The organism is Brucella daejeonensis (genome assembly GCF_014199265.1).
GTDB classification, from domain to species: domain Bacteria; phylum Pseudomonadota; class Alphaproteobacteria; order Rhizobiales; family Rhizobiaceae; genus Brucella; species Brucella daejeonensis.
Window position 1 is genome coordinate 16,811 of record NZ_JACIJG010000006.1, and the last position, 12,562, is coordinate 29,372.

Sequence of the window (12,562 nt, forward strand, 5' to 3'; positions counted from 1 at the left end):
CTCGCCTGCATGGTCCCGAAACGGCGCAAGGCGCTTCGGGCGGGATCATGCGGCTCAGATAAAGGCCGGACGGATCAGAGATATTCCTCTGCCAGAGCCGCTCCCTTGATTTCATTGGTTGTTCCCGAGCGGCGGATCAGACCGCCGCGCATGATGTGGCCGCTATGGGCAAGCTTCAGCGCGGGCCGCGCCATCTGCTCGGTCATCAGCACGGCGATACCGTCGTCCTGCATCTGACGCACGGCGGTCGAAATCTGCTGGATCCAGACCGGGGCAAGCCCCAGAAACGGTTCGTCGAGAAGCAGAAGCTTCGGCCCGCCGCACATGGCTCTGGCGATGGCCACAAGCTGTTGCTGGCCGCCCGAAAGCTGGCCGGCGGGCTGCGCCTGACGCTCGGCGAGAAAAGGAAAACTCGCCACCAGCTTGTCCCATGCTTTCGCCTGATCGCGCGAACCGAGCGAGCCTGCGCCCGACAGCACATTGTCCTTGACGCTCATGGTCGGGAAAACGCGCCGCCCCTCCGGGGAGTAGCCGATGCCAAGCCTTGCCCGCGCATCGCTGGAAAGGCCGGAAATATTGTGGCCATCGAAGGTGATCTGGCCACGCGCCGCGCGGACGAGTCCGATAACGGCATTGATCAGACTGGACTTGCCTGCTCCGTTTGCGCCAATGAGAAGGACCGTCTCACCCGGCGCGACATCGATATCGACGCCGGACAAGGCGCGCGTACCGCCATAGGTTACGTGCAGGTCACGAATGCTGAGCATCGTCGTCCTCCTCGTCGCTGCCGCCCAGATAGGCATTGATCACATCGGGATTGGCGAGCACCGTTTCCGGCTTGCCTTCGGCAATCAACCGTCCACCGTCCAGAACGATGATCGACGGGCACAGCCGCTTGATCAGTTCCATGTCGTGTTCGACCAGCAGCACGCCGCAACCAAAGGATTCCTGCGCAAAACGCACATAGGTATCGATGTTGACGCGTTCGGATTTTTCCAGACCCGCCGCCGGTTCATCGAGCAGCAATATCTTGGGCTGCGTTGCCAACGCCATGGTAAGGCCCAGCATCTTCTGAAGCCCATAGGGAAGGATTTCCGCACTGCGGGTCCAGTTTTCGGCAAGGCCAAACTGGTCAAGAAGCGGCGACAGTTGTTCGAGCACCGCACGCCCCTTCCCGGAAAAGCGAAGCGCGGAAAGAAGATTGTCCTCGACGGTATAACCGGTGAAGGTCGCCGTCTGCTGGAAGCTGCGCACCAGCCCCCGGCTGGCATTTTCATAGACCGGCTTGCCGTCGATCTGCGTATCGCCAAGGAGAACCCGGCCCGAGCTTGGCTTCAGCCGGCCCGAAATGATGTTGATCATCGTCGTCTTGCCCGCGCCGTTCGGCCCGATCACGCCGAGAAGTCCGCCGGCCGGCAAGGTGAAGCTGACATCGTTGAAGACTTTCAGACCGCCAAACGCCTTGGAGATGCGATCGGCCTTCAGGGTGCCTGTTGAATTCCCGTTCATCGGCCATTCTCCCCAGTTGCGAGATTGCCGTCATGGGCAGTCACTGTCCGGGCCTTGCCTTCATCCGTGCCGCGCAGGCGCTTGATGAGCGTGATCGCGATACCAACCAGACCGCCACGCGCAACCAGCGTCACGACAATGATCAGCAGGCCGAAGAGGCCAGGCGATATTTCGCCGGACAGTGCGAAATAATTGGTCGCATAGACCAGCACGATTGCGCCCACCAGCGAGCCCAGAATGTTCCGCTTGCCGCCGACGATCGTGTAGGTGATGTAGGTGACCGACGACATCGGCGCGAAGGACGTCGGGTGTGCGGTCAGGAGCATATTGACCAGCGCAAAGCCCGCGAAACCTGACACGCCAGCCGCAACGCAGAACGCCATGGCCTTGTATTTCCAGACCGGCAGACCGAGGCTTTCGGCCAGCACGTCATTGGTCTCGATGGATGCGAATTCATAGCGGAACCAGCGCGTGAAGGCCGCCGTGATCAGGAAGCCCGTGAAGGCAAGCGCGCAGGTGGTGAGCAGGACATGGGAATTGTCCCACAGGTCCATGCCGAACAGCGTCACCGGCGGCATGCCGACCAGTCCGTTGGCTCCGCCGGTCAGCGGTTCGGCCTCGAAAAGCACGAGCTGAACGATTTCGGTCAGCACGAAGGTGACAAGCACGAAATAGACGCCCTTGAGCCGCAGGATGAGCGAACCGAGCGGGATCGCGCACAGGACCGGCACCAGAAAGGCCGCAGCCGACAGGATGAAGATGTCGGTGATGCCCAGACGCAGGCTGAGAACCGCAACCGTATAGCCGCCGACAGCCATGAAAGCAGGCACGGCGAAGCTCATCAGGTCGAGCCGCTGCATGATATAGACGCCGAGCGCTGCCGTGGCGGCGATCAGGATCAGGTTGGTTTGCGACAGGATCTGCGGATTGGTGCTGACCAGCGGTATGATAAAGGACAGAAGCACCAGTACCAGCGCAATCCAGTCGGGAATGCTGAAGAAAGGTTGGCGTCGAACGGCGACGCCCGGAGAAACTGTGGCGCGGTTCATGAACGACGAACCTCCTTGCCGAAAAGTCCCTGTGGACGGACCACAAGCGTGATCAAGACAATTGCAAAAAGCGTGAGCGCCCCTTTGGAGCCGCCCAGATAGACGGCGGCATAGGCTTCGATCATGCCGACGACGAAAGCGGCGACGGTGGCGCCGGTGACGCTTCCCAGACCGCCCAGAATGACGGTAATGAACGAATAGGCGAGCGTTGCGTCACCGACATGCGGCGCAAGCGACAGGATGGGGGTGACAAGCGCACCTGTTACCCCGGCAAGGCCAGTGGCGAGAGCGAAAGCGAAGGGAAACAGCGCCTTGGTGCGCATGCCAAGCGCACTGGCCACGGCGCGATCCTCGGCCATTGCCCTCATGCCACGCCCGACATTCGTGCGATAAATCAACCAATAAACCAACGCTATGGCCACGAGGCAGGCAACAAGCACGATCATGTTGGCATAGGGGAAATAGATGCCGCCCAACCGCCAGACACCCGTAACCGGGAAGGAAAACTGCGGCGATTCAGCCCCAAAAATCATCAGGATTCCGGTGGCGAGGACAAGATAGAAGCCCATTGTGACCATGAGGGTTGCCTGATGGTCCTCGATCACCCTTTCAAGAATGATCGCTTCGAACAGCCAGCCAAGTGCAGCCGTGGCGGCGAATGCGATAAGCACCGCCACGGGATAAGGCAGACCGAGCATCGCGGTGCAGTAATAGGCGACGTAGCCGCCCATTACATAGAAGCCGCCATGAGCGAAATTCACCACGCCGAGGATACCGAAAATCAGCGTGAACCCGAGCGCAAGCAAAGTATATTGTGACCCGAGACTGATACCAATCAGCCCCGTCGTGATGAAGCTTTCCATGATACGACGCCTTACTTTTCGCTGACTGCGTCGGCCCGCAGCAAAGGCTGCTGCTTGCCGCCCTGGACGATGCCGATGGCGAACGGATAAGACATTTCCTGATTGATGCCGAAGAAGGCCTGACCGATCCAGTGACCCTTGCCGATATTTTCGTCCTCAACCGGCAGCTTGCGCATTTCGGCGGCAATCTTTTCGGAATCGTCAACCGTCCCGGCGGCCTGGACGGCCTTGACCATCATGCGTGCCGCAAACACCCAACGGAAGAAGTCGCTGTTTTCAGGGCGTGGTGAACCCATCAGCTTCTTATACTTGTCTTCCAGGGCACGCATGTTGTCGTCCATGTAGATCGGCTCGTACCAGAGGAAATCCTTCAGTACGTCAACGCCGCCTGCAACACGGGCGATTTCGTCAAAGCCGGGACCGCCGAGACGGAAGATCGGTCCTTCAAAACCCGCCTGACGCAATTGCTTGACGATGATGCCGGCATCGCCAGCAGGCGACGAGGCAAGGTCCAACGCGCCGGGATTGGCATTCATGATACGCGTAACGATCGGTGCGAAATTGGTGGTTCCCCGCTGATAATATTCTTCGGAGACCTTGACGCCCTTTTCCTTGAACACCTGCCCGTTCACGCTGGCGACATCCGTACCGCCCTGATCGTTCGGCGCGACAATCACCACGCTGTCGAACTTGAAGCGCTCACGCCCGGCATCGATGATCGGTCCGGCCCAACCAGAGGGTCCGGGACCGATATGGAAAATGGTCGGCCACTGCGGGCCGATGGCATTCTTGGCGAAACTATCGACCATTGCGACCATGCGGTTGCGCGTCGCGACCGGTTTCATACCCGTCACTTCCGGCGAGCCGACGCTGCCGACAATGACCTTGATGCCCTGGGCGGCAAGCTGGCTCATGGCCGACGCCGCACCTTCAGCGGTATATTTGGAATCGATCACGACAGTGGACACCGAACACGGTGTGCCGTCGATAACCAGACGCTTCTCGTCGGTTGTTTCCTTGGCGACGAAATTGACAGCGTCGCGGAGCGCTATGCCCCATTGGGCCGCAGGCCCCGACAGAACAGACGGAGAGCCGATCTTGAGCTCACAAGCCGCGGATGCTGCCCCCGTAAATGCTGTGGACGCAAGCAGGACGCCGCCCAAAAGGCGACCGTAACGCAATGACATATTTTTCTCCTCCCATTGTGCAGGCTGCGCAGCCGCTTCAACACCGTTATCCGGTGAGAAACTCCCTGCGACTGCCAGCCACGGAATGAACATAAAAGCCGAAGAGAGACCTGTCAATAAAACGTTTCATCAAAATTTTCGGAAGCCACTTCTTCTTACGAACTTCCAATCACTCCATAAATTTTCGTTATATCAATTGGTTAATAGGTTCCATTGACGTAAACTGCCGTTCGATGACATATCGTCCATCTGAAAAATTTAGATTGACCTTCATCATATGAATCGTTTTTTTAAACAAAAACCGTCGATACAAACTGCTCTCAAACAGGCTTGATCACAGGGATATTAGCCTGGCTGAGAGCACTGCCGGCAGTCTCGATGAAGAAGGTTCCGGCTCGTTCCCGGCTATGGATTTGTCGCGGATTCTGTGCCAGGCTGGTGACTGCGGCACAGGATCATGTTCACATCAGGATCCAAACCAGATTAGGTTTCGGACGCGAACGAATGTCTCAATTGAGTCTGGGCCGATCGCCATATCCCTTCGGAACGCGGCGATTGGCTCTGGACGTTAGAGAAACTTCCCCGGGAGAAGCGGGCGACGCATGAAAAGCGTCACGAGCGCGGCCAGTATGACGACTAGGCCAATCGCTGCGAACATATCACTGTAAGCCAGCACAAAAGCCTCCTGCTGAACGGTTCTGGCCAGGATGGCCGTTGCCCTGGCGGTCGCGATAGCCTGGTCACTGTTATGCGCGTCCAGCGCGGCAGCCAGACTTTCAATACGGTATTGCACATCCGCCGCACCTCGCTCCAGATGAAGGCCAAGCAGATTAGAGTGCAACTGCTCCTGCATACGGGAAAAGGTACTCACCACGGCAAGGCCGATAGCTGTGCCGACGGTGCGGACGATATGAACCAGGGAAGCGATCCACTGTATTTCTCGAATGCTGATATCTTCCGTTATCAGCACCATTAACGGCACAGCAGCAAATGGCGCGGCGATAGACTGCACGAACAGCGAGGGCAATATCTGATCCGACGTCCACAGATGCGTGAGATTGGACAGCATCAGAACGCCCGCACCGAACAGCATCAGCCCGAAAGCCGCCAGACTGCGGGGATCTATCCTGTATGCGAGCCAGGCGACCAATGGCGTCAGAACGATCTGCGGCAGAGCCGAAACCCAGAACATCGTGCCGCTCTCCAGCGCGCGATACCCCTGAATCCTGATGAGATATTGCGGCAGCAGATAAGCGGAAGTCATCAAGCCGATGCGCATGGTGAACATCAGAAAGAGGCTTAAGCCTATGTTGCGTCTGGCAATCAGGCGAAGACTGACCACGGGATCGGGGTGCATCAATGAATGAACGATGTAGACGCCCAGCAGCAACAGGGCAGATGCCGTCAGCCCGACAATCAATCCCGATCCCAGCCAGTCGAGACGATTACCCTGATCGAGCGCCGTCACCAGTGCGGCGAGCCCGAAAGACAGCGCCAGCAACCCGAACCCGTCATGCCTGCGAAACCGCAGAAACTTGATGGGATCATTCGCAAGGCCATAGGCACCCGCCAGCAGGGTAAGACTACCGGGAATGATATTGATCCAGAACAGATATTCCCATGAAAGGTGGGTGATCACCCAACCTTCGATGCCGACGGCAAGACTAGGCGTGAGCGACGAAGCCAGCGCGTAGAGGGACAGGCCGTAAAGCCGTAAGTGCTGTGGCAGATGACGCATGACGACTGCATAGGCCATGGGTATCAGGACACCTGCGCTGAGGCCGCGTATTGCCTGGATGCTGATCAACACCTGAAGATTGGAACTGAAGGGCGCTGCCATCGATGCAATCGTGAAGATGAGCGCGCCGATCATGACGCCGCGGGCAGGCGAGAGGATGGAGCGCAGCCATACGGCAGACGGTATAGCCGCCACTTCGGCAACCACATAAGCCGTTGTCAGCCAACTCGCTTCGTCCATGCCGACGCCCAGCGCCCCGCGAATATCAGCAAGCCCGATATCGGTGAGGCGAGAATTCAGTAGCGATGTTACGGTGCCAAGCAAAACGGCAACAATGCCGATCAGCGCCCGCATATCCGGTAGACTTGCGGGCTTCGGTTGAGAAGCACCTTGAACGGTGGCAGCGGTAGACATGGCTTTCCAGCTCCTGCCGCCCTCCCCGAACATGATCGCGAGGACGGGCGGCCCGATGCAGAGAGGTCCTGACGGAACCGCTCCATCTATTTGTTTTCTCGTATATTCCCGAATGAAACGCAGCTTCTCGCCTTCGCCGGAAATGCCCCGGCTACTCGATCAGGCTGGCTGTTGTCTCGATATGTCGATCGGTATGCACGGTCGCCACGACGGACATTCCCGGCCGCAGCCGACCTTCAAGTTCGCTGTTCTGCTCAAGCGCAATGCGCACGCCCACACGCTGGGCCACTTTTGTGAAGTTGCCCGTGGCGTTATCCGGCGGCAGAAGACTGAACTCCGATCCGGTTGCGGGCGACAGACGCTCCACATACCCCTGCAATTCCTTGCCTGGGAATGTGTCGACCGTAACGCTCACGACCTGCCCGGGACGGAATTTGGCCAACTGCGTTTCCTTGAAATTGGCGACCACATAAAGTTTCGATATCGGCACGACGGAAACGAGTTGCGCTCCGGCTCGTACATATTGTCCCTCGCGCGCGCCGCTCACACCTACGACGCCGTCGATCGGCGCCGTTATGTGTGTGCGATCCAGATCGATCTGCGCGAGCTTCAACGTAGCCTGCTGGCTGGACAGCTCTGCCTTTGCCTGATCCGACTGGGTGGCCAGAACGTCCAGTTTCTGACGCTGGGCTGCTATTTCGGCCTGCTGTTCGGCAATCCTGGCTTCGATGCGTTTGACATCTGCAATCGCCGCCTCAAGCTTTTGCGCCGTCGACCAGCCGTCTTTCGTCAGCGATGTCTGACGCTGGCCTTCGCTGACGATGCGCTCCCTGTCGGCGTTGAGCGCGGCCAACCCGGCTTCGGCCTGTTCGATCATGCGCTGCTGCAAGACGATATTGCTCTGCGTATTGCGGATCGCCGCCTGTGCGGCGGAGACGGCTGCCGTGGCCTGATCCACCCGTGCCTGATATTGAACCGGGTCGATCTCCATCAACAACTGTCCGGCCTTGACCTGCTGGTAGTCCTCCACGAGCAACCGCACGATACGCCCGCCAACTTCAGCGCTGACAGGTGTTGTATCGGCGCGCAGATAGGCATTGTCGGTGGTCTGGTTGGTCATACCCGCCACCCAGTTGCCCCAGCCGAGCGGGACGACAATGGCAAGGCCGATCCCGGCGACGATCACCGATGCGCGAGCGAGAGTGAGATAGGCGCGGCGGCGGGGCCTTTTGGCTACCTTGGCTGTTTCTGCCGGCTTCTCTTCAGCCGACCGCTGGAACAACACAACTGGCTTGTTCATGACACGCAGTTCCTGAATTGATTGTCTCGAAAAAATACCGGCTTCGGCGCGCCCTGACCGGACAGCAAAGATGCTCTGTCCCGTGCAACCACAGCTTCCGGCTGGCTCACAAACGGATTTTCGGACAGCGCAGCGCCTGCATTGAGAGCAATCGCAGCGACAGCAAGAACGATCTTTTTCATTTTCTGTCTCCTTGGATCTTCGTCTGCGGCTCATGGATTCCAAAGGCGTTTGATCGGCCTAATATGATGACGCACCTTCCATGATTGAAATGATTTGTTATAATTAGGACCATGAACACTATTCATAATATCGATCTGAATCTGATCCGGGTCTTCAATGCCCTCATGGAAGAACGGAACGTGACGAAGGCCGGGGAGAGACTGAACCTCACCCAGTCGGCGGTCAGTCATGCGCTTGGAAAATTGCGTTATATGCTGTCGGACGAGCTATTCGTGCGTGGCCCCAAGGGTATGCACCCAACGCCCCGCGCCGAGGAATTGTCCCAACCGCTGCGAACCGCTTTGGCGGACATATCGGCTGCGCTTTCCCCTGACCGGTTCGACCCCGCCACCGCAGATATGAGCTTCGTGGTGGCCACGTCCGATTTTTACATAGGCACCCTGTTCCCGGCCGTCCTGCAACGGCTCGAACGGGAAGCGCCCGGCATAAGAATATGGCTCCGCCTGTTTAACGATCTCAATCTGGTCGAAGAACTGGATCGCGGTACGCTCCATCTGGTTGTCGGGGCTTTCGGGCGAGTTCCCGGCCGCTTCAGACGCGAGCCGCTCGTATCGGTCGACAATGTCTGGATCATGCGCAAGGACCATCCCGCAGCGTCCAGGCCGCTGACGATCGAGACCCTGGGACTTTATCCCCATGTCGATGTCTTGCTGTCCGGGCGCGCAGCAATGGAAGCCGTTGGTATGCAGGAACATGAGGGGCTGGAACGTGCGTTCGTGACCAGCAATCCGCCTTTTCTCGAAGGATTGCTGCGGGAAGCCGGGCTATCGCGTCGCATCGGTGCGACCGTTTCCCTTATCCTTGCCGTGCCGCCCCTCGTGGCGGCGACGGACATGATTGCGCTCGTGCCGCGCAGCGTCGCCGAGACCTACAAGGATACTTATGGCCTCGTTCTTCACGAGGCGCCCTATCATCTGCCGGGCACACCGATCGATATGCTTTCACACAACACGTTTGGAGCGCATCCCGCAGTTACGTGGCTGCGCTCCATTCTGGTCGAGGCTATAAAAGCAATTTAGCCAGATCAAACGATGTGTCTGAGCAAGTGAACGGCTTCTCGACGTTCGACATTTTTCTCGCCATGGGCATGGAAATGAGCAATATGGGCCGAATGATTGTGATGCTGCTGCGCCTCTGCATCGCGCCACTGTTCGACCAGCACAAACCTCCGACTGTCATTTGCGTCGGCAAACAGTTCATATCGTATATTACCGTCCTCCTGTGCCGACTTCCGTGTGACGGTTGTCAGATCGGCCCGCAAGGCATCCTCACAGCCTTCTTTTGCGTAAAGAATAGCCACGAGATGAATTTCCTTCATGATCGTCTCCTTTGCTTACCGGAGCATCTCTCCTTCAAACAGATAAGGCAGGTGCTGTTCCGAAAGTTCGTGCAGGGCGGCAACCGAAGAGAATCCGGTTGCCGCCCTGCATTCAGACAAGCCTATTCACCCCGATCATAAGAGAACTGGATGCCTGCCGTGCCACCGGTCTCAATGAAAAGTTTCATGAAATCCGGGACAGTTTTGCTACGCGACCAATCGCGCTGAAGTTCACAGAACAGCTGCGCAACGCTGATCATTTTTCCTCCAGCCTGCTCGATGCGGCGCAGGGCGGCATCGTGCGCCGCGACCGACGTTCCCCCGACAGCATCGACGACGACATACACCTCGTAACCTTCAGCCAGCGCATCGATTGCAGGAAATGTCAGACATGCTTCTGTCCATAAGGCGGTCATGATCAGTTTCTTGCGTCCCGTCGCTTCCACAGCCTTGCGGAATTCGACATCTTCCCATGAATTGATCGTCGTGCGGTCATAAGTCGGAGGACCCGCCAGGATTTGATGAGCAATTCCGCTCTTCTATTTCAATTGGAAAATCCGCGCTTAAAAATATATATAAGTAACAATAAATAATAAATACAAAAAACTGTATATATATGCAATCATCGATATGGGAAGAATATAACTCTGTATTATTTCATATATATAGATGGCATAAATAAAAATATATTTTTTATATAATTTATATTTAGATTTGCGGTTTATCTCTTTTTATCCATATTTTTTCGTTGACCATCCAGGGTCGATTCGGTACGCCCAACACACGATACTTTAACAGGGCGAGGATATACAGAATGATATTATACGGAAAAGGTCCACTTATCGGGGCCGCCCTCACTGTTGCAGCATTTTTTTCCCAGCCGGCTCTGGCTCAGGATAACGCTTGTGGCACGGACAGGACGATCGACATCGCGGAAATGACGTGGCCTTCGGCTGCCGCGCTTGCACATATCCATGCGACGATCCTTGAAAAGGGGTTCGGCTGTACGGTCGAGATTGTCGCCGGTGACACTGTACCCACATCGTCATCGATGCTTACGCGCGGTCGCCCGGCAATTGCGCCCGAGCTTTGGACCAGCACCATTCAAGATGCATGGGAGCAAGGCATCAAGGATGGCAAAACCGTCGAACTCGGGGATGCCATCACCGACGGCACGGTGGAAGGCTGGTTCATTCCCCGTTATGTGCAGGAGGCCAATCCGGAGCTGAAGACGGCACAGGATGTCATCGCACGGCCGGACCTCTTTCCGGACCCGGAAAGCTCGGGCAAGGGCCGCCTCTATTCATGCCCTCCGGGCTGGGCCTGTGAACTTTCGACCACGGCCTTGTTCAAGGCTTTCAACATGGGTGAAAAATGGAACCTCTTTTCGGCTGGTTCCGGCGGCGCTCTCGATGCTTCCATCGCCCGGGCCTTTTTGCGTAAGGACCCCATTCTTTTCTACTATTGGGGGCCTACCGCGATCCTGGGCAAGTTCGATGCCGTGCAACTCGATCTCGGTGAAAGCAAGCCGGAAGTCTACGCTTGCAACACCAATCCCGACTGCAAGAACCCGCCCGCTGTAACCGCCTATCCGTCATCTCCCGCCGTCATCGGTGCCGCCGCCTGGATAAAAGAAGAGGCCCCGACGATTGCAGACTATTTCTCCAAAGTCGGGCTGACGAATGCCCAGATCAGCGAATTGCTGGTTTATGGGGATGAAAACAAGGCGGATGCAAAGGCCACGGCACTCAATTTCCTGAAAACCAAGCAGGATGTCTGGCGGAAGTGGGTTCCCGCAGACGTGGCGCAGAAGGTTGAGGCCGGCCTGCGCTAAACCGCAGGCCTGTCGTCTCTGTAAAGCAGGAGTAGACAATGCAATTGAAATGGAAGGCGCCGCTTATTGCGGCGCTCTTTGTCGGCGGGGTAATGCAGGCTTTTCCGGCCAGCGCGGCAGATACCGCCTGTGGCACGGACAAGAAGTTCGATATCGTTGAAATGAGCTGGCCTTCAGCGGCAGCTCTGGCACATATCCATGCAACAATTCTGCGCGATGGCTATGGCTGCAATGTCGAGATTGTCGCTGGCGAAACACTACCGAGCGTATCGTCGATGATTACGCGCGGACATCCGGCCCTTGCGCCCGAATTATGGACAGGCGCCATATTGGAGCTTTGGAACAAAGGGCTCTCGGAAGGCAAGACCGTCAAATTCGGAGATGCGATCAGTGACGGAACCCTGGAGGGCTGGTTCATACCCAAATACGTTCAGGAAGAACATCCCGAACTGGCCAAGGTAGAAGACGTCATCGCACGTCCCGACCTTTTCCCCGATCCTGAAGCGACCGACAAGGGACGTTTTTACTCCTGTCCGCCGGGATGGAGCTGTGAGCGCGCCAATGCATCGCTGTTCAAAGCCCTGGGAATGGACGAGAAATGGAACCTTTTTTCCCCGGGATCAGGCGGCGCGCTGGATGCTTCCGTCGCACGTGCTTTCATCCGTAAGGAGCCAGTCCTGTTCTATTATTGGGGTCCCTCGGCGATCCTTGGAAAATACGAAACCGTCCAACTGGATCTCGGCAAGGTCGATCCCGATGTCTATGCCTGTAACGTGGATGTGCATTGCGACAAGCAGCCGGGCAAAACGGCTTTTCCGTCTTCGCCCGCTCTCGTAGGCGGTGCTGTCTGGATCAAGGACGAAGCGCCCGTCATTGCCGATTATCTGTCGAAAGTGGGCATGACCAACAACGAGATCAGCAAGTTGCTGGTGTATGGCGACGAGAATAAAGCGGATGCGGCCGCCACCGCAATGAACTTTCTCAAGACGGAATCCGCCGTCTGGAAGAAATGGGTTCAGCCTGATGTCGCCGAACGTGTCGAAGCCGCTCTGAAGTAGGAGCGAAATCCAAGAGTATAATCCGGCCGGAGTGGAACCAGTGTCGGTA

12 protein-coding genes and 1 pseudogene are annotated in these 12,562 nt (G+C 57.1%); 3 read left to right on the forward strand and 10 right to left on the reverse strand.

All coding sequences use genetic code 11. The features are described 5' to 3' along the window. Nucleotides 1-74: 74 nt before the first annotated feature. The 8 genes from FHS76_RS08990 to FHS76_RS09025 all read right to left on the reverse strand — a co-directional run bounded on the left by FHS76_RS08990 (nt 75) and on the right by FHS76_RS09025 (nt 8,242). Nucleotides 75-767 carry an ABC transporter ATP-binding protein gene (locus FHS76_RS08990; protein ID WP_183651010.1) on the reverse strand — a complete coding sequence of 231 codons (693 nt, stop codon included), beginning with the start codon at nt 765-767 and terminating at the stop codon, nt 75-77. Continuing rightward, entirely contained in the window at nt 751-1,509 is a 759-nt protein-coding gene (locus tag FHS76_RS08995) for an ABC transporter ATP-binding protein (protein ID WP_183651012.1), read from the reverse strand. The genes FHS76_RS08990 and FHS76_RS08995 overlap by 17 nt, the downstream gene beginning before the upstream one ends. After that, a complete protein-coding gene (locus FHS76_RS09000) occupies nt 1,506-2,558 on the reverse strand; it encodes a branched-chain amino acid ABC transporter permease (RefSeq protein WP_183651015.1) in 1,053 nt (350 codons plus the stop codon). The genes FHS76_RS08995 and FHS76_RS09000 overlap by 4 nt, the downstream gene beginning before the upstream one ends. After that, nucleotides 2,555-3,421, reverse strand: a complete 867-nt coding sequence (locus FHS76_RS09005; protein WP_183651018.1) for a branched-chain amino acid ABC transporter permease — start codon at nt 3,419-3,421, stop codon at nt 2,555-2,557. Before FHS76_RS09005 ends, FHS76_RS09000 begins: the two co-directional genes overlap by 4 nt. A gap of 11 nt (nt 3,422-3,432) precedes the next feature. Next, entirely contained in the window at nt 3,433-4,608 is a 1,176-nt protein-coding gene (locus tag FHS76_RS09010) for an ABC transporter substrate-binding protein (protein ID WP_183651020.1), read from the reverse strand. Between the two features lie 568 nt (nt 4,609-5,176). Beyond that, nucleotides 5,177-6,760: a DHA2 family efflux MFS transporter permease subunit gene (locus FHS76_RS09015; protein ID WP_183651023.1), complete on the reverse strand. Its 1,584-nt coding sequence runs from the start codon at nt 6,758-6,760 to the stop codon at nt 5,177-5,179. Nucleotides 6,761-6,911: 151 nt separating this feature from the next. After that, nucleotides 6,912-8,060: an HlyD family secretion protein gene (locus FHS76_RS09020; RefSeq protein ID WP_183651026.1), complete on the reverse strand. Its 1,149-nt coding sequence runs from the start codon at nt 8,058-8,060 to the stop codon at nt 6,912-6,914. After that, complete coding sequence (locus FHS76_RS09025) at nt 8,057-8,242, reverse strand: hypothetical protein (RefSeq protein WP_183651029.1); 186 nt, start codon at nt 8,240-8,242, stop codon at nt 8,057-8,059. Before FHS76_RS09025 ends, FHS76_RS09020 begins: the two co-directional genes overlap by 4 nt. A 111-nt stretch (nt 8,243-8,353) precedes the next feature. On the opposite strand from FHS76_RS09025, the gene FHS76_RS09030 reads away from it, so the two are divergent. Then, complete coding sequence (locus tag FHS76_RS09030) at nt 8,354-9,322, forward strand: LysR substrate-binding domain-containing protein (protein ID WP_183651032.1); 969 nt, start codon at nt 8,354-8,356, stop codon at nt 9,320-9,322. Nucleotides 9,323-9,327: 5 nt separating this feature from the next. On the opposite strand, the gene FHS76_RS09035 is transcribed toward FHS76_RS09030, so the two are convergent. After that, a complete protein-coding gene (locus FHS76_RS09035) occupies nt 9,328-9,621 on the reverse strand; it encodes a putative quinol monooxygenase (protein ID WP_183651035.1) in 294 nt (97 codons plus the stop codon). A 122-nt stretch (nt 9,622-9,743) separates the two neighbouring features. Next, a pseudogene (locus tag FHS76_RS09040) lies at nt 9,744-10,136 on the reverse strand (isochorismatase family protein); the annotation flags it as partial. Between the two features lie 299 nt (nt 10,137-10,435). Here FHS76_RS09040 and FHS76_RS09045 point away from each other — a divergent pair. Both FHS76_RS09045 and FHS76_RS09050 read left to right on the forward strand, forming a co-directional pair. Further along, nucleotides 10,436-11,455, forward strand: coding sequence for an ABC transporter substrate-binding protein (locus FHS76_RS09045; protein ID WP_210306054.1), 1,020 nt, complete (start codon nt 10,436-10,438; stop codon nt 11,453-11,455). A gap of 38 nt (nt 11,456-11,493) precedes the next feature. Continuing rightward, entirely contained in the window at nt 11,494-12,513 is a 1,020-nt protein-coding gene (locus tag FHS76_RS09050) for a glycine betaine ABC transporter substrate-binding protein (RefSeq protein ID WP_183651038.1), read from the forward strand. Nucleotides 12,514-12,562: the final 49 nt, after the last annotated feature.